Here is a 16,214-nt window from a genome sequence, read left to right on the forward strand (position 1 = left end):
GACTCAGCTGGCCAGCTCGCTCCGCAGGGCAGCGGCGGCTTCCATCGCCACCCGCCGCATCGCCTCGCGCGTCTGACCGCCGATGTGCGGCGTGACGACGACGTTGGCGCGGCCGCGGAGCGGGTGGTCGTCGGGCATCGGCTCGATCTCGGAGACGTCGAGTCCCGCGCCTCCCACCTCGCCCGCGTCGAGCGCCTCGGCCAGCGCGTACTCGTCGACGACCCCACCCCGCGACGTGTTGATCACGATCGCGTGCGACGGCATCCTCCGGAACTGCTCGGCTCCGAGCAGGCCCCGAGTCGTGGGCACCAGCGGAACGTGCACGCTCACGGCATCCGCTTCGGAGAGCAATACGTCCAGCGGGAGCGGCTGCGCGCCGCCCGCCCGCACCTCGTCGTCGCTCAGGCCGGGGTCGTGCGCGAGGACGCGCATGCCGAATCCGCCCTGCCCGATCCGCGCGACGCGACGCGCGATGCGGCCGAAACCGATCAGGCCGAGGGTGGAGCCGCTGAGCTCACCCCCGATCAGATCGTCGCGCGAGGCGGTTCCGGTCGCTGCCGCGCCGATACCCCGCCGCACCGCCATCAGCAGCGCCACCGCGTGCTCGGCGACCGACAGGACGTTCGCCTCCGGCGTGGTCGTGACCCGGATGCCGCGCTCTCGCGCGTAGGCGGTGTCGACGGTGTCGGTCCCCACGCCGTGGCGAGCCACGACCCGCAGCCGCGGCATCCGCTTCAGCTGCGGGGCGTCGAGACGCGCCGTGCGGAGCAGGACTCCCTCGGCCACAGGCGCGACAACGTCTTCGGTCGCGGCGCCCACCCCCCACCCGCGGCGCACGTCGGCCCAGGTCTCGAGGTCGGCCACCGCGTCGGCGTGGATCTCACGAGGGACCCAGACGACCGGCCGCACCGGAGAACGCTCAGCCACGGGGCGTGAGGGCGCGGTTGGCGGCGCGACGCTCGGTCTCGCCGCGCAGGAGTTCGTCGGCCGCGGCGCGGACCGCGGCGATTCGCTCGCGGGGAACGACGGCGACGCCGTCTGAGTCGCCCACGATCCAGTCGCCGGGCGAGACGGGAACGCCGCCGAGCGTGACGGTTCCGCCCAGGCGGAAGGGCCCGGTCTTCCACGGGCCCGCGGGGGTCACCGCGCGAGCGAACACCGGTACGCCGACCTGGCGCAGCTCACCCGCGTCGCGCGCCGCACCGTCGAGCACCATGCCGGCCACACCGAGCGCCTTCGCCTTCTCTGCTACGAGCTCTCCGATCAGGGCCCTGCTCTCGTCTGACCCGCCGTCCACCACCAGGACCTCTCCGGCACGAATGACCTCGAACGCCGCGTGCACACCCTTGTTGTCGCCGGGACGTGTGAGCACGGTGGCCGCGGGGCCGGAGACGACCGCGCCGTCCCACAGGGGCGAGACGCCCCGCGCCACTCCGAAGCGGTCCATCGCGTCACCGACGGTCGCGGACGCGTACGCACCGGGTGGAGGGTATTCCGTGTTCTCGGTCGGGGTGCTCATCGTCGGGCGATCCTCTCGTCGGGGGTGGGTCGGGAAGAAGTCAGTCGAGCGCGGGGGGCAGACCGGTGTGGCGGAGATCGGATGCCGCGGCCTCGAGCGCCTCGAGGAAGATGTCCACGCGCTCGTCGGTGAAGCGGGCCGTCGGCCCACCGAGTCCGAGCACCACGGCGGGACGTCGGTCGTCGCCCTCTCGCACGATCACGGCGACGCCGCTGTTACCCGGTTCGCGGGCTCCGTGCGACACGGCGTGCCGATCGCGGGCGGCTGCAGCAACCGCGAGACGGAAGGCGTCGGCGTCGACGCGGGGAAGCTGGTCGGCCGGGACCGCGGCGAGGACGTGCTCCGCCGCATCGGGCCCGCTCGCCGCCACCAGCAGCGTGGACGACGCGCCGGCAAGCAGCGGCATCTCGTCACCGACCTGGACCACGTGGCGCAGCGAATAGGGGCTGGGCGACTGCGCGACGGCCACGCGGCGCAGGCCGCTGCGGACGTAGAGGCTCGCCGTCTCACCGGTCTCTTGCGCGAGCCGTGTCATGCGGTCGGCGGTCTCTTCAGGGACCGCCCACGCCGCCTCGGCGAAGGCGGCGAGACGAATGAGGCGCGCGCCCACCGTGATCCGGCCATCGGCGGCGTGGCGGAGCATGCGTTCGCTCACCAGGGTGTCGATCAGCCGCAGCACCGTCGTTCGCGGCAAACCGCTCTCGCGCACGATCTCTGCGACCGAGAGCACGGGGCGATCCGCGGTGAAGCTCTGCAGTACCTCGAAAGCTCGGGTGACGGCTCGAACGCCACCGCCCTCGGAGGTCGAGCTGTTTCGGCTCTCGATGGTCGTGGACATGGTCATCTCTTCCCGGCGCCGCGGTTGCGCCTTCACGTTGAGCGAGTGTACCGTCAGGTGGACACCGGAGTCCACTAGATGGTCATCGGGTCCGAACCTCATCACGAAGGAGTGACGACGTGACAACCAGACGCGTCCTGTTGCACGCGCTCGGGATCGCAGCCACCGCCGCCCTCGTCGGCGTGGCCGCGGTCAACGCCAGCGGCTCGACCGCCGGCGCCGACCCGCGGACCAAGCTGACGATCATGGCCCCCGCGGCCCCCGGCGGCGGGTGGGACCTCGCCTCCCGCGAGTCCCAGCAGGTGCTGCGCTCGACCTCGGTCGTCAACAACGTGCAGGTGGTCAATGTGCCCGGGGCAGGTGGGACCATCGGTCTCGGCCAGTTCGTGCAGCTCGATGCCGACCCCACGAACCTCATGATGACCGGCACCGTCATGGAGGGCGCGATCACCGCCAACGGCTCCGAGGCGACGCTGGCCGACACGACGCCGATCGCCCGCCTCGCCGAGGACTACATCGTCTTCATCGTGCCGGCCGACTCGCCGTTCCAGACCCTCGACGACTTCGTGCGGGCCTGGCGTGAGAATCCGCACGGCCAGGCGATCGGTGGCGGCGGCATCGGCGGAACCGATCACCTGCTCACCGGTCTGACGGCGAAAGCCGCGGGCATCGATCCGGGCGAGATCAACTACGTCTCGTACGCCGGTGGGGGCGAGGTCCTCACCGCGCTGCTGTCGAACACGGTCGCCGTCGGCGTGAGCGGATACAACGACTTCAGCGACCAGATCGAAGCCGGGCGGCTCCGGGCCCTGGCCGTCTCGTCCGAGGAAGCCGTTCCCGGCATCGACATCCCCACCTTCATCGAACAGGGCGTCGACGTGAACCTCCCCAACTGGCGCGGCCTCGTCGCCCCTCCCGGCTTGACCGATGCCGACCGCGACGAGCTCGTCGCCATCGTCGAGCAGATGGCGGCCACGCCCGAGTGGGCCGAGGTGCTCGAGCGCAACCGATGGCGCGACGCGCTGCTGACCGGTGCGGACTTCGCCGACTTCATCGCACAGGACCAAGCGCGCGTCGACGCGATCATCGAGGAGCTGGGCCTGTGAGCGGCGTCATCCCCACCGTCCCGCGTACCCACCGGGCACGCACAGCAGACGGATTCTGGCGACGTCGCACGGGCCTCGTGGTCCCCGCCGTCATGCTGTCGGTCGGTCTCGCCCTCATCGTGGGCACCCTCACGATGACGGTGCCCGCCAACACCGCCCCTCCCGGGCCGCAGCTTTTCCCGGCCCTCATCGCGTCCGCGGTGATCGTGCTCGCGATCCTGCTCGCCGTCGATGTGATCCGCCGCCCCGAGCCGGTCGAGGTCGCCGACGACGCCGCGGTTCAGAACCCCTCCGAACTCGACGATGACGCCCTCATCGCCGCGGTCGAAGGGCATGAGCCCGACGCCCCCGTGGTGCGCCCGCGGAGCAACCTGTGGGCCCTGGCGGGGGCTGTCGGCACGGTCGTCATCTTCATCGCCGCGCTCACTCCGCTCGGATGGCTCCTCTCCGGCGCGTTCCTGTTCTGGGGTATCGCCCGATCGCTCGGGAGCCGCCGCCCGATCTTCGACATCTTCCTCTCGCTGGCGATCTCCGCCATCGTGCAGATCGCCTTCTCCGGCGGTCTCGGACTCAACCTGCCGCCTGGAATCCTGGAGGGCCTCTTCTGATGGATGCTCTGGTCAACCTGGGGGAGGGCTTCGCCGTCGTCCTCACCCCCATCAATATGCTGTGGGTGCTCATCGGAGCCGTCCTCGGCACCGCCGTGGGCGTGCTCCCCGGCCTCGGCTCGGCGATGGCCGTCGCGCTGCTCCTCCCCGTCACCTTCTCCCTCGACCCGATCGGCGCGTTCATCATGTTCGCCGGGGTCCTCTTCGGCGGCCTCTTCGGTGACTCGATCGCCGGCATCCTGATGAACACCCCCGGCAACAGCACCGCGATCGCCGGGTCCATCGAAGGCCACCGGATGGCCAAGGACGGCCGCGCGGCTCAGGCGCTGGCGACCTCGGCGATCGGCGCCTTCATCGGCGGCATCATCGCCTCGATCCTGGTGGTCTTCTTCGCACCGCGTCTCGCGGAACTCGCGACCCTGTTCGGCCCCGCCGAGTACCTCGCCCTGGCCGTCTTCGCCTTCGTGGCGATCTCGGCCGTCGTCACCGATTCGGTGCTGCGCGGCCTCGCCGCCCTTGCCATCGGACTGGCGATCTCCGTGGTCGGCATCGACGGTGCATCCGGCGCCTCGCGCTTCACCTTCGGTCTGCCGGAACTCTTCGACGGGATCGACATCGTCGTGATCACCGTCGGGCTCCTCGCCCTCGGCGAGGTCTTCAGCGTCGCGGGTCGCCGCGGCACGCCCGACGACACGAAGCTCCTGGCCTCGAGCGGTCGCCTCTGGCTGTCGTTCCGCGAGCTGCGGCAGGCGCTGCCCGCGTGGCTGCGCGGTACCGCGATCGGCGTGCCGTTCGGCATCATCCCCGTCGGCGGCTCCGAAGTCCCGACCTTCCTGTCCTACGGGACGGAGCGCAAGCTCGACGGACGACGCAAGCGGCCGATGTTCGGTCGCGGCGCCATCCAGGGCGTCGCCGGCCCCGAGGCAGCGGGCAACGCGACGGCGGGTACCGCCATGGGAGCCCTGCTCGCCCTGGGCCTTCCCACCTCGGCGACCGCGGCGATCCTGCTCGCGGCCTTCCGCCAGTACGGTCTGCAGCCGGGGCCGCTGCTCTTCGACCGCGCACCCGACCTCGTGTGGGCGCTGCTGGCGAGCTTCTTCGTCGGCATGGTCGTCCTCCTGATCCTCAACCTGCCGTTCGCGCCCCTCTGGGCGAAGCTGCTGAAGGTGCCCAAGCACTACCTCTACGCGGGCATCACGGTGTTCGCCATGCTCGGCGTCTATGCCACGAGCGGCAAGATCCTCGACCTGGTGCTCGTGCTCGCGGTGGGTCTGCTCGGTTTCCTGATGCGACGCTACGGCCTGCCGGTCGCCCCGATGCTCATCGCCATCATCCTCGGCCCCCTCGCCGAGACCGAGTACCGCCGAGCCATGGCCGTCAGCGAGGGCGACGCCGGCATCCTCGTGTCGAGCCCCATCTCGATCACGCTGTACGCGGTGCTCGCCGTTGCGGTCGTGGGCGTCGTCTTCACCCGGGTGCGCGCCGCGCGGAAGCAGAAGGTCGCCGCATGACGGATGCCACGACCCCGGGACCCCTGACAGGGATCACCGTCCTGGACCTCACCAACGTTCTCGCCGGCCCCTACGCGGCCTACCAGCTGGCTCTGATGGGTGCCGACGTGATCAAGGTGGAGACCCCGGAAGGCGGCGACCTCGCGCGTCGCCTGGGCACCTCGGCCGAACTCAACGCGCAGCTGCTGGGCATCTCCTTCCTCGCCCAGAACGCCCAGAAGCGCTCGATCACCCTCGATCTCAAGACGGAGCGCGGCGCGGAAGCACTGCGTCGGCTCGTCGCGACCGCTGACGTGCTCGTCGAGAACTTCCGCCCCGGGGTTCTCGAGCGCCTCGGGTTCGGGTGGGACCATCTCCGGGCGCTGAACTCCCGTCTCATCCTGTGTCAGGTGTCGGGTTTCGGACAGACCGGCCCGATGCGTACCAAGCCTGCGTACGACCAGATCATCCAGGGGTACTCGGGAATGATGAGCGTGACAGGCACCGCCGAGACCGGCCCGCTGCGCGCGGGGTTCCCGCTCGCCGACACGATCGGCGGGCTCGCCGCGGCGTTCGCGATCTCCAGCGCCCTCGCCGGTCGCGCCCGCACGGGTGCGGGAGCCGTGATCGACGTCTCGATGCTCGAGACCGCGGTGACGGCCATGGGATGGGTCGTCTCGAACCTGCTGGTCGACGGTCACGAGCCCCGTCCCCTCGGCAACGACAACGGCACGGCTGCTCCCTCCGGGGCGTTCACGACCGCGGACGGCATGCTCAACATCGCCGCGAACAAGCAGGAGCAGTTCGAGCTCCTCTGCACCCTCGTCGGTCGTCCCGACCTGGTCACCGACGACCGCTTCAGCGAGCGCGAGAGCCGGAAGAGACACCGCGCCGCGCTCACGGCCGAGCTCGAGAGCGCGCTCGCCGCGCGTCCGGCCGCCGAATGGGAGGACATCCTCAGCTCCGCGGGCGTCCCCGCGGCCGCCGTTCTGCGCGTGGATGAGATGCTGCGCAGCCCCCAGATCCTGGACCGTGGCCTCGTTCACGAGCTTCCGTTCCCGGGCGGCGGCGACGCGCCGCTGCGTGTTCTGGGCAACGGCATTCGGATCGACGGGAAGCCCTCGACACCGCGTACCCCGCCGCCGCTCCTGGGCGAACACACCGACGAGATCCTGGCGACTCTCGGCTACAGCGCCGAAGAGATCGCCGCCCTGCACGAGGAAGGCGCTGTATGACCGACGACGAGCTCGCCCCCGTCACCGCGTGGTGGGCCACAGCCATCACCCGCATCCAGCCGGGGGAGATCGCGTTCCGCGGCCGCCCCGTGCAGGATCTCATCGGCACGACCGGTTTCGTCGAGACGATCTGGCTCATGGTCACCGGAGGGGTCCTCGATCCCGAGCGCGGCAGGCTGCTCGAGGCGACGCTGGTGGCGAGCGTCGACCACGGGCCCCAGGCACCCTCGATCGCGAGCGCGCGCATGGCCGCGACGTGCGGTGTGGGCATCAACTCGGCGATGGCGAACGGCATCAACGTGCTGGGCGATACCCACGGGGGTGCCGGGCAGCAGTGCGTGGCGATGCTGAATCGGATGGTCCAGACCCACGGGGCCGAGGGGCGTTCCCTGGATGATCTCGCTCGCGAAGAACTCGCTCAGCACCGCGCGCGCGGTGCTTTCGTGCCGGGCTTCGGCCACCGCTTCCATCCGGTCGACCCCCGCCGAGATCCTCTCCTGGCACTCGTGGAGCAGGCCGTGGCCTCCGGGGCGATCCCCGGCGACCATCTGCGCGCAGGCCTCGCGGTCGAGCGAGCGCTCGCGTCCCGGGGCGTCCCGATGAACATCGACGGCATCTCGGCCATCGTCTACGGGGAGCTCGGGGTGGAGCCCGAACTGGCGCGGGGGCTCTTCGTGCTCGCCCGGTCGGTGGGCATCCTCGCCCACGCGTGGGAGGAGACCGGCTCGGGCAGACGGATCAAGGGTCCTCTCCCTCCGCCGCTGCTGGCCGACTACACCGGACCGGAGGTCGTCGACGCCCGACCCCGCGACACCGGGCGTACGGGCCCCTGACGGAGAAGGGATGCCGTCAGTGGAATAGATCGATACGCCCGGTGGTTGCACGCGATATGACGGATGCCATCAAGATCGACGTGTGGAGCGACATCGCCTGCCCCTGGTGCTACATCGGCAAGCGGAACCTCGAGAACGGCCTGGCCGCGACCGCGTCGGATGACGATGCCCCGGTCGTCGAGATCGAGTACCACTCGTTCGAGCTCTCGCCCGATACCCCGGAGGACTTCGATGGGGGAGAGGTCGACTACCTCTCACAGCACAAGGGCATTTCCCCCGAGTCGGCTCGCGAGATGCTCGACCGCGTCACCGGCGTCGCCGCCGACGCGGGGCTCGCCTACCGTTTCGACATCTTGAAGCACACGAACACCGTCAAGGCGCACGAACTGCTGCACTTCGCGAAAGAGAACGGCAAGCAGCTCGAGCTGGCCGAGGTGCTCATGTCGGCATACTTCCTCGAGGGCAAGCACGTCGGGCGCGACGACGACCTCGTCGCCCTCGCGGTCGCGGTCGGCCTCGACGGCGACGCCGCCCGCGATGCGCTCACCTCGCAGCGGTTCCGCGCGGCGGTCCGTGCCGACCAGGAGCAGGCTCGCCAATTCGGTATCACCGGCGTTCCCTTCTTCGTCATCGACGGCAAGTACGGCGTCAGCGGTGCCCAGCCCGTCGAAGCATTCACGCAGATCGCCCGACAGGTATGGGGCGAGCGTCGCGAGGCATCCGAGACCGCCGACGCGTGAGGCTCCTCCCCAGCCGTGCCCGTTTCCCCTTCGCCCGGGGCGGGCACCGCTGTCGCTATCCGTCTGGGACAATGGTGCAGTGAACACGGCAATGGCTCCGACGCGGTCTCTCCGCATCGGCAACATCGAACTCGACGCTCCCGTCGTGCTCGCCCCGATGGCCGGCATCACGAACACGGCGTTCCGTCGTCTGTGTCGCGAATACGGGGCCGGTCTCTACGTGAGCGAGATGATCACGACGCGCGCTCTCGTCGAGCGCAACGAGACGACCATGCGTCTGATCCGCCACCACGAATCCGAGACCCCGCGGTCGATCCAGCTCTACGGTGTGGATCCCGCGACGGTCGAGGCGGCGGTGAAGATGATCGTCGACGAAGACCACGCCGACCACATCGACCTCAACTTCGGCTGCCCGGTCCCCAAGGTCACCCGCCGCGGCGGGGGAGCCGCCCTGCCCTGGAAGACGTCGCTCTTCCGTGAGATCGTCGAGCGGGCCGTGGGAGCCGCGGGCGACATCCCGCTGACCATCAAGATGCGCAAGGGCATCGACGCCGACCACCTGACCTACCTCGAGGCCGGGCGCATCGCCGAGGGCGCGGGCGTCGCCTCGATCGCGCTGCACGCGCGCACGGCATCCGAGTTCTATTCAGGTCATGCCGACTGGGCCGCGATCTCCACGCTCAAAGAGACCGTGACGAGCGTCCCGGTGCTCGGCAACGGCGACATCTGGTCGGCCGACGACGCGGTACGCATGATGGACGAGACCGGCTGCGACGGTGTCGTCGTCGGTCGCGGCTGCCTCGGCCGCCCCTGGCTGTTCGGCGATCTCGCGCGCGCACTCGGCGGCCCCGACGCAGCACACGGCGAGCCCGTCGACGCGACGCTCGGCTTCGTGGCCCGCGCCTTCCGTCGCCATGCCGAGTTGCTCGTGGAGTTCTTCGACGACGAGGGCCGCGGATGCCGTGACATCCGCAAGCACGTCGCCTGGTACTTCAAGGGCTACCCGGTCGGCGGTGAGTTGCGTGCCGCCCTCGCGACCGCCTCGACCCTCGACGAGATCGACGAGCTGCTCGCCACGATGGAGCTCGACGCGCCGTACCCCGGGGCCGCGGCCGAGGGGCAGCGTGGACGCGCGGGAACGCCGAAGCGCCCCGCTCTTCCCGACGGGTGGCTCGACTCCCGCGACATCGGCCACGACGCCGGCCGTGAGCTCGCCGCGGCGGAATTGCACCACAGTGGCGGTTGAGGTCTCACCGGCGGTCTCCCGCCCCGTCGGCTACGACGACGCCGATGCCGCCCGCTTCCACATCGAGAACCATCGCTCCCAGCGCGATGACTTCGCGCGCGACCGTGCGCGCGTGCTGCATTCCGCTGCTCTGCGTCGTCTCGCCGCGAAGACCCAGGTACTGAGCCCCGCGAGCCCCGCCGACTTCGCCCGCAACCGCCTCACGCACTCGCTCGAGGTCGCGCAGGTGGGCCGCGAGCTCGCGACGGCGCTGCAGCTGTCGCCCGACGTGGTCGACACCGCGTGCCTGAGCCACGACCTGGGCCACCCGCCCTTCGGGCACAACGGAGAGCGTGCGCTCAACGACTGGGCTGCCGACATCGGGGGGTTCGAGGGCAATGCGCAGACGCTGCGCATCCTCACGCGCCTCGAGCCGAAGACCTTCGGCTCCGACGGCGAGCCCTTCGGCCTCAACCTCACCCGCTCGAGTCTTGACGCCACCTGCAAGTACCCGTGGACCATCGACGAGCCCGTCCCCGACCCGGGCGGGCGCCTGAAGTTCGGCGTCTACCCCGACGACGAGCCGGTCTTCCACTGGATGCGCGGGGGAGCACCCGCGCGTCAGCGCTGCATCGAGGCCGAGGTCATGGACCTGTCGGACGACATCGCGTACTCGGTGCACGATTTCGAGGACGCGGTCGTCAACCGCTACGTCGACCCCGCGCGACTGGCCTCACGGGTCGGCCGCGAGGGCTTGCTCGACGCGATCCAGCGGTGGGTCGGCTACGACTTCGTCCGCGACGATCTCGCCGCCGGCCTCGAACGGCTGATGGCGATGCCCGAATGGATCCACTCCTTCGATGGCACGCGTCCCGCTCTCGCGCGGCTCAAGAACCTCACCTCCGACCTCATCGGGCGTTTCGCCCGCGCCGCCACCGCGGCGACCCGCGCGGCGCATCCCGCCGATCAGCTGACCCGGTATCGCGCGCACGTCATCGTTCCCACAGAGGTCGAGGTCGAGATGGCCGTGCTCAAGGGCATCATCGGCGCGACGGTCGTCTCCATCGACGGTCGTAAGGTGCTGTACCGCGAGCAGCGCCACGTGCTGAAGCGCTTGGCATCCGCCCTTTGGGAGAACCCGGGGGCCCTCGACGCCCTGCACGCACCCGACTTCGCCGCCGCCGCCGACGACGCGGCCCGCCGCCGCGTGGTCGTCGACCAGGTCGCCAGTCTCACCGATCAGCTCGCGATCGCGTGGCACGGACGCCTCGTCGGAGAAGTGGATGCCGCAGAGCTCGGTGTCTGGGCGCCCGGTGCCCGCGCCGCTCGAGGAGCGGATGCCTGATGCCCCGCATCCGCCAGTCCGACGTCGATGAGGTCAAGGCGAGGGTCAACATCGCCGACATCGTCGGTGAGCGCGTCGCGCTGAAGTCGGCCGGCGTCGGCTCGATGAAGGGTCTCTGCCCCTTCCACGACGAGCGGAGCCCCAGCTTCCACGTGCGCCCGCAGGTCGGGTACTACCACTGCTTCGGCTGCGGTGAGTCGGGCGACGTGTATTCGTTCCTGCGCGCGATGGACCATGTCTCGTTCACCGAAGCGGTCGAGCGCATGGCGGCGCGCGTCGGGTACACGCTCCACTACGAAGACGGCGGGCCCGCGCCCGAGACGACCGGCCGCTCGCGGCTGTACGCCGCGAACGCCGCCGCGGCGGAGTACTTCCGCGCCCAGCTCATGACACCCGAAGCAGACACGGGCCGACGCTTTCTCGGAGACCGCGGCTTCGACGCCGGCGCGGCCGCGCACTTCGGCGTCGGCTACGCCCCCAAGGGCTGGTCGCATCTCATGGATCACTTGCTCGCGCAGAAGTTCACGCGTGACGAACTGTTGCAGGCGGGACTCGTGTCCCAGGGGCAGCGCGGGGTGTATGACCGGTTCCGCGGCCGCTTGGTATGGCCGATCCGCGACATCACCGGGCAGGTCATCGGGTTCGGCGCGCGCAAACTCTACGAGGACGACCAGGGCCCGAAGTACCTGAACACCCCCGAGACGCCCATCTACAAGAAGGCGCAGGTGCTGTACGGCCTCGACCTCGCCAAGCGCGACATCTCGCGCTCGCACCGCGTCGTCGTGGTCGAGGGGTATACCGACGTCATGGCGTGTCACCTCGCCGGCATCACCACCGCGATCGCCTCGTGCGGCACCGCTTTCGGCAGCGACCACATCACCGTCCTGCGGCGGGTGATGGGAGACGACAGCTCGGCCGGCGAGGTCGTCTTCACCTTCGACCCCGATGCCGCGGGGCAGAAGGCGGCGCTGCGCGCCTTCGCCGATGAGAAGCGTTTCGCGGCGCAGACGTATGTCGCCGTGGCCCCCGAGGGCCTCGATCCGTGCGACCTGCGCCTCCAGCGGGGTGATGGTGCGGTACGCGCGCTCATGGAGAACAAGGCGCCGATGTTCGAGTTCGTCATCGACCAGCGACTGAGGGACTTCGATCTCTCCAGTGTCGAGGGCCGTGCCGGTGCCCTGCGTGCGGCCGCGCCGATCGTCGCCGATATCCGCGACCCGGCCCTGCGTCCGGGGTACGTCCGTGTGCTCGCGCGCCGCCTCGGCCTCGACATGCCCGAGGTGCAGTCGGCCGTGGAACGCGCCGCGCGCGGCCTCGATCGCGCCGAGAAGCGCGATACGCGCAAGGACTCCGATCCCGCCCCGGTGGCGATCTCGGTGACGATGGCGTCGCTGCCCAACAACCGCGACGTCGCGCTCGAGCGCGGCGCGATGATGGCGTTCCTGCAGTACGGGCACCGCATCGAGCCCGAAGTCTTCCTGCGGGCCCTGCAGACGCCGTTCACGCACCCGGCTCTCGAGGCGGTCCGCAGCTCCCTGGCATCCACCGATCTGTCGCAGCCCGGATGGGCCGTCGCCGCGGTCGAAGCCGTGCGCGAGCCCTTCCGCTCGCTCGCGGCCGAACTGCTGACCGCCGAGTTCCCCGCACGAACCGAGGAGGGCGCCGTCGCCTCGGCGAACGATCTCGCTCGCGGTCTGCTCGTGCGCGAGCTCGAGCGCGAGAAGAGCGAGTTGCTCCGCGGGATTCAGCGCGTTCCCGCCGATTCCGACGAGGGCAAGCGCCTGCGGTTCCGGCTGCGCGAGCTCGACGCCGACCGCCAGCGCCTCATCGCCTCCTGAGCGGGCGCCCCGCGCGCCGCTGGCATCCCTCGTTGTCGTCGGGGAGGATGAGGGAATGCCCCGGACCCTCGACACCGACGTCGCCCTTCGAGCAGACGACCTGTCTCTGGCGCGCAGCGGCGTGCGCGTGATCGACGGGATCACCTTCACGCTCCCCGCCGGACGCACCCTGATCGTGCAGGGAGCGACGGGGGCGGGAAAGACCTCGCTCGTCTCGCTGCTGGCCGGCCACCCCGACGACGGGCTGACGGTGGTCGGGGGAGACGCCCGCGTGCACGGCATCTCCGCCCGGCGCCCGGGACGTGCGCGTCGCGAGTGGACCTTCCACACCGGCTACCTGCCGCAGGGAGCGGGTGCAGCTCTCCCTTCCCGCTTGACCGTGCAGGACGTCATCGCCGAGCCCATCACCAGTCGCGACCGCAAAGTCAACACGCGCGCTCTCGCCGTGCGCGTGGCGACCCTCCTCGACGAGATGGAGCTGCCGCTCGGCACGGCCCCGAAATACCCCTACGAGCTGAGTGCCGGTATGCGTCAGCGCGTCGCCCTGGCGCGCGCGCTCGTTCTGGAGCCGCGCCTGTTCGTCGCGGATGACCTGTACGCCAACCTCGACCTCGAGGTGCGCGCGGCCGCTCGCGCGTCGATCACACGCCGACGCGACGGGCGCGGAATGGCCTCGCTGATCGTGACGAACGACGCCGATGCCCCGAGAGACCTGGATGCCGATGTGCTCGTGCTGCACGCCGGTCACGCCGTGGGGCTCGGCCACGGCGACCAGGCGGTGCAGTGGACTCCGGACGGCACGCCCGAGAGGCGGATTTCGACGGGCTGATTTTTCCGCCGCCCCCGCGTGCTGTTAGTATCGTGGGGTTGCCCGCCGCAAGGTGAGCATGATCCTCGGTAGCTCAATTGGCAGAGCAATCGGCTGTTAACCGATAGGTTCTTGGTTCGAGTCCAAGCCGGGGAGCCACGGAAGGCCCGACGCACGATCGTCGGGCCTTCGTCGTCGTCAGACTGCGCAGATCGTCAGGTCGTGGTGAGCCGGCCCGCTCGGGAGAAAGCCCCGCACGACACCCTTCAGGCGGGGTCGGAGTCAGCGTCGGGCTCGAGCCGCTGCTCCTCGCGGTGTGCGGGGCTCTGCTCCATGTCGGGATCGATCGACGTGTCGTCTCGATCGGCCTTCTGGGCGGCGGGGTCGGGGATGGGAAGTCGGTCCGGATCGCTCATGCCGGCAACCGAACCACCGCGCTCGGGGGTTCGTCGCGCCCGTTGACACAGGCGCCGACCCGCCGAAACGCGCTCGCCTGTGGGCTCACCTGCTCGCGCGGGAGGCGTGCCTACACTCGGGGCATGCGTCGCGCACTCGTCCTGGTCGCCTCCTGCATGTCGATCTGCCTTCTCGCGGGTTGCGGGTGGGTTCGCCCCGACGTCGTCGACCGCGCCGACGATGTCAGCGTCACGGGCGGAACGTGCCGCATCGAGTGGTGGTTGGCCGCGCTGAACGATGGTGCGACAGGCGAGGCGTGGGGCGTCGCGCGTGAGGCGCTCGCTTCATCGAGGGTCGACGAAGCGCAGCTGTCCGAATGGAGAGAACTTCTCCTGCTCGACGACGACGTCACCTGGCCGTCGCCGGGCCGCCTCGACGGTGCCGCACACCGCGAGGCCGTTCGTGCCGATGTACGCGACGCCTTGGCTGTTGCGGGGTTCCTCGATAGCGATCGCGTCATCGAGGTCTTCTCGTCACAGCTCTGTACGGTGTGACACTCCGGCGGGCACGCTAACTCGTCGGAGAATCGGCGACCTGTTCCGGCCCCCGCCCCTTCCCGTTGTTCGAGCCCTTCCCATTCCCGTTGCCGTTCCCCTTGCCCGAGCCGCCCGCGCCGGGCGCGGAGCCGCCGGGCGTCGCCTCCGGCGAGGGCGACGTGCTCGGAGGGGGAGCGACCGAGCCGCCGCCGGGCGGGGTGGGGTCCGGCGCCGGTTCGACGACGGGGGAGCCGCTGGAGTCAGGGGAACCGCGACCGGGTTGCGTCGATCCGCCACCCGGCACCTGAACGATCGGCTGTGCCGGAGCGGGCTGCACCGGCTGCGGCGCGACCGGGGCGGGCGAAGGCGGTGGGGTCTCGGCATCCGTGCTCGACACCGACTCGACCGAGGAGGGATCGTTCTCGGCCACCAGAGGGACCGGCGTCGATGAAGGCGCAGGGGTGGAGACGCGGTCCGTGACCGCGTCGGGGACCGCACCGAGAGAAAACGCCATCACATGCCCTCCGACGATGAGCACGGCGCCGGCTGCGGCGCCCGCCCAGACCCACCACCGTCGGAACGATCGACGCGGGCGCGCGGCGGAGACGAAAGAACCGCTGGCCCCGACGCCGACGGACGCCGCGGCGGCGACCGGTGCGGTGCTGTATGTGGCCGCGGCCCGCGGCTCATCGCTCCCTGCCGATGCCACCGGAGGTGCGCTCATCACGGCCGTCGGCACCTGCCACGACACCGCGGCCGCGGGTGCGCCGGTGGCGGTCCCCGCTGACTCGTGGGTCAGCGACTGCACCCGCCTCATGACGCTCGCGGCGGAGGGTCGCTCATCGGGGTCGAAGGCGGTCATCGACGTCAGCAGCGACTGCCACTCGCCACCGTACGTCCCCGGGATATCCGGCTGACGAGCCAGGCGGGCGAGCAGCGTCTCTTGCAGCGTTCCGCCGCCGAAAGGATGCAGGCGCGTGAGCGCCTCGATGGCGAGGAGCCCCAGCGCGTACACGTCCGACGCGGCGCGGGGCGGCTCGCCGCGTACCTGCTCCGGTGCGAGATAGGCGGCCGTCCCGATGACGGTGCCGGGCGTCGTCAGGCGTGTCGCACCGATCAGCCGGGCGACCCCGAAGTCGGCGAGCACGGCCTCGACGGCGCGCACCCCGCCTCTCACCTCCCGCAGGAGGACGTTCGACGGCTTGACATCGCGGTGCACGATGCCGGCGTCATGGACGACGGCGAGAGCGCCCGCCAGGTCGGCGAGAATGCCCGCGACCTCGGCAGGCGAGACGGGGCCTTCTTCGATGCGGCGCTGCAGCGAGGGCCCGCTCACCAGCTCCATCACGAGGTACACGTGGTCGTCGCCGGTGAGCCGCGCGTCGTACAGGGTCACGAGCGAGGGGTGATCGAGCGCCGCGAGAGCCCGTGCCTCCGACATGCGGCGGAGGGGTTCGGGTTCGTCGCCCGCGTCGGCGTAGAAGATCTTGATCGCCACGTCGCGTGCGAGAACCTCGTCGCGCGCGCGGAAGACGCGCCCCATTCCACCGGCGCCGATACGCTCGCGCAGGATGTAGCGCCCACCCAGGATGTCGCCCGCGTGGGGCATCGAGTGGTCGAGCACGTGACTCATCGGTTCCTTCGAGCGGGACCGCCTGACGGCGGGAAGGGTGGATGCCGGGACGCATCCGTTGCAT

The 16,214-nt window shown here is 70.6% G+C and carries 16 protein-coding genes and 1 tRNA gene; 12 read left to right on the plus strand and 5 right to left on the minus strand.

Annotated features, from left to right (window positions below):
• Positions 1–3: 3 nt before the first annotated feature.
• From MTE01_RS12620 to MTE01_RS12630, 3 genes are read right to left on the minus strand one after another with little or no spacing between them, the layout of a single operon-like run.
• Positions 4–909: a hydroxyacid dehydrogenase gene (locus tag MTE01_RS12620; protein WP_141377854.1), complete on the minus strand. Its 906-nt coding sequence runs from the start codon at positions 907–909 to the stop codon at positions 4–6.
• Between the two features lie 10 nt (positions 910–919).
• The gene (locus MTE01_RS12625; protein WP_141377856.1) at positions 920–1,519 is read right to left on the minus strand and encodes an RraA family protein; all 600 of its coding nucleotides are present in this window, start codon (positions 1,517–1,519) and stop codon (positions 920–922) included.
• Between the two features lie 40 nt (positions 1,520–1,559).
• On the minus strand, positions 1,560–2,357 hold the full coding sequence (locus MTE01_RS12630; RefSeq protein ID WP_218026361.1) for an IclR family transcriptional regulator: 798 nt from the start codon (positions 2,355–2,357) through the stop codon (positions 1,560–1,562).
• A 119-nt stretch (positions 2,358–2,476) separates the two neighbouring features.
• Between MTE01_RS12630 and MTE01_RS12635 the strand changes: the two genes are divergently transcribed.
• The 11 genes from MTE01_RS12635 (at position 2,477) to MTE01_RS12685 (ending at position 13,744) form a co-directional block, all read left to right on the plus strand.
• Positions 2,477–3,463, plus strand: a complete 987-nt coding sequence (locus tag MTE01_RS12635) for a Bug family tripartite tricarboxylate transporter substrate binding protein (RefSeq protein ID WP_170210696.1) — start codon at positions 2,477–2,479, stop codon at positions 3,461–3,463.
• A complete protein-coding gene (locus MTE01_RS12640) occupies positions 3,460–4,071 on the plus strand; it encodes a tripartite tricarboxylate transporter TctB family protein (RefSeq protein ID WP_218026362.1) in 612 nt (203 codons plus the stop codon). The genes MTE01_RS12635 and MTE01_RS12640 overlap by 4 nt, the downstream gene beginning before the upstream one ends.
• Complete coding sequence (locus MTE01_RS12645) at positions 4,071–5,582, plus strand: tripartite tricarboxylate transporter permease (RefSeq protein WP_103209263.1); 1,512 nt, start codon at positions 4,071–4,073, stop codon at positions 5,580–5,582. Before MTE01_RS12640 ends, MTE01_RS12645 begins: the two co-directional genes overlap by 1 nt.
• A complete protein-coding gene (locus MTE01_RS12650) occupies positions 5,579–6,796 on the plus strand; it encodes a CaiB/BaiF CoA transferase family protein (protein ID WP_141377860.1) in 1,218 nt (405 codons plus the stop codon). The genes MTE01_RS12645 and MTE01_RS12650 overlap by 4 nt, the downstream gene beginning before the upstream one ends.
• Positions 6,793–7,629 carry a citryl-CoA lyase gene (locus MTE01_RS12655; protein ID WP_141377862.1) on the plus strand — a complete coding sequence of 279 codons (837 nt, stop codon included), beginning with the start codon at positions 6,793–6,795 and terminating at the stop codon, positions 7,627–7,629. The genes MTE01_RS12650 and MTE01_RS12655 overlap by 4 nt, the downstream gene beginning before the upstream one ends.
• A 56-nt stretch (positions 7,630–7,685) precedes the next feature.
• Positions 7,686–8,369, plus strand: a complete 684-nt coding sequence (locus MTE01_RS12660; protein ID WP_116239825.1) for a DsbA family oxidoreductase — start codon at positions 7,686–7,688, stop codon at positions 8,367–8,369.
• 91 nt (positions 8,370–8,460) lie between these two features.
• Entirely contained in the window at positions 8,461–9,615 is a 1,155-nt protein-coding gene (gene dusB / locus MTE01_RS12665) for a tRNA dihydrouridine synthase DusB (protein ID WP_371861625.1), read from the plus strand.
• Complete coding sequence (locus MTE01_RS12670; RefSeq protein ID WP_103209274.1) at positions 9,605–10,939, plus strand: deoxyguanosinetriphosphate triphosphohydrolase; 1,335 nt, start codon at positions 9,605–9,607, stop codon at positions 10,937–10,939. The genes dusB and MTE01_RS12670 overlap by 11 nt, the downstream gene beginning before the upstream one ends.
• Complete coding sequence (dnaG, locus tag MTE01_RS12675) at positions 10,939–12,777, plus strand: DNA primase (protein WP_141377864.1); 1,839 nt, start codon at positions 10,939–10,941, stop codon at positions 12,775–12,777. The genes MTE01_RS12670 and dnaG overlap by 1 nt, the downstream gene beginning before the upstream one ends.
• Positions 12,778–12,832: 55 nt before the next feature.
• Complete coding sequence (locus tag MTE01_RS12680) at positions 12,833–13,606, plus strand: ATP-binding cassette domain-containing protein (RefSeq protein ID WP_141377866.1); 774 nt, start codon at positions 12,833–12,835, stop codon at positions 13,604–13,606.
• Positions 13,607–13,668: 62 nt separating this feature from the next.
• Positions 13,669–13,744 (plus strand) — tRNA-Asn (locus tag MTE01_RS12685).
• 107 nt (positions 13,745–13,851) lie between these two features.
• On the opposite strand, the gene MTE01_RS17110 is transcribed toward MTE01_RS12685, so the two are convergent.
• Positions 13,852–14,001 (minus strand): hypothetical protein, encoded by a 150-nt coding sequence (locus MTE01_RS17110; protein ID WP_170210697.1) that lies wholly within the window; start codon positions 13,999–14,001, stop codon positions 13,852–13,854.
• 123 nt (positions 14,002–14,124) lie between these two features.
• On the opposite strand from MTE01_RS17110, the gene MTE01_RS12690 reads away from it, so the two are divergent.
• Positions 14,125–14,535 (plus strand): hypothetical protein, encoded by a 411-nt coding sequence (locus tag MTE01_RS12690; RefSeq protein WP_141377868.1) that lies wholly within the window; start codon positions 14,125–14,127, stop codon positions 14,533–14,535.
• A gap of 16 nt (positions 14,536–14,551) precedes the next feature.
• On the opposite strand, the gene MTE01_RS12695 is transcribed toward MTE01_RS12690, so the two are convergent.
• Entirely contained in the window at positions 14,552–16,150 is a 1,599-nt protein-coding gene (locus MTE01_RS12695) for a serine/threonine-protein kinase (protein ID WP_141377870.1), read from the minus strand.
• Between the last annotated feature and the right edge of the window lie 64 nt (positions 16,151–16,214).

The organism is Microbacterium testaceum (assembly GCF_006539145.1).
Taxonomy (GTDB): Bacteria; Actinomycetota; Actinomycetes; order Actinomycetales; family Microbacteriaceae; genus Microbacterium; species Microbacterium testaceum.

Coding starts and splice junctions, on each gene's coding strand:
- MTE01_RS12625 (WP_141377856.1), bottom strand. CDS start 1,519: ATGAGCACCCCGACCGAGAACACGGAATACCCTCCACCCGGTGCGTAC.
- MTE01_RS12650 (WP_141377860.1), top strand. CDS start 5,579: ATGACGGATGCCACGACCCCGGGACCCCTGACAGGGATCACCGTCCTG.
- MTE01_RS12655 (WP_141377862.1), top strand. CDS start 6,793: ATGACCGACGACGAGCTCGCCCCCGTCACCGCGTGGTGGGCCACAGCC.
- MTE01_RS12695 (WP_141377870.1), bottom strand. CDS start 16,150: ATGAGTCACGTGCTCGACCACTCGATGCCCCACGCGGGCGACATCCTG.
- dusB (WP_371861625.1), top strand. CDS start 8,461: ATGGCTCCGACGCGGTCTCTCCGCATCGGCAACATCGAACTCGACGCT.
- MTE01_RS12630 (WP_218026361.1), bottom strand. CDS start 2,357: ATGTCCACGACCATCGAGAGCCGAAACAGCTCGACCTCCGAGGGCGGT.
- MTE01_RS12660 (WP_116239825.1), top strand. CDS start 7,686: ATGACGGATGCCATCAAGATCGACGTGTGGAGCGACATCGCCTGCCCC.
- dnaG (WP_141377864.1), top strand. CDS start 10,939: ATGCCCCGCATCCGCCAGTCCGACGTCGATGAGGTCAAGGCGAGGGTC.
- MTE01_RS17110 (WP_170210697.1), bottom strand. CDS start 14,001: ATGAGCGATCCGGACCGACTTCCCATCCCCGACCCCGCCGCCCAGAAG.
- MTE01_RS12690 (WP_141377868.1), top strand. CDS start 14,125: ATGCGTCGCGCACTCGTCCTGGTCGCCTCCTGCATGTCGATCTGCCTT.
- MTE01_RS12645 (WP_103209263.1), top strand. CDS start 4,071: ATGGATGCTCTGGTCAACCTGGGGGAGGGCTTCGCCGTCGTCCTCACC.
- MTE01_RS12680 (WP_141377866.1), top strand. CDS start 12,833: ATGCCCCGGACCCTCGACACCGACGTCGCCCTTCGAGCAGACGACCTG.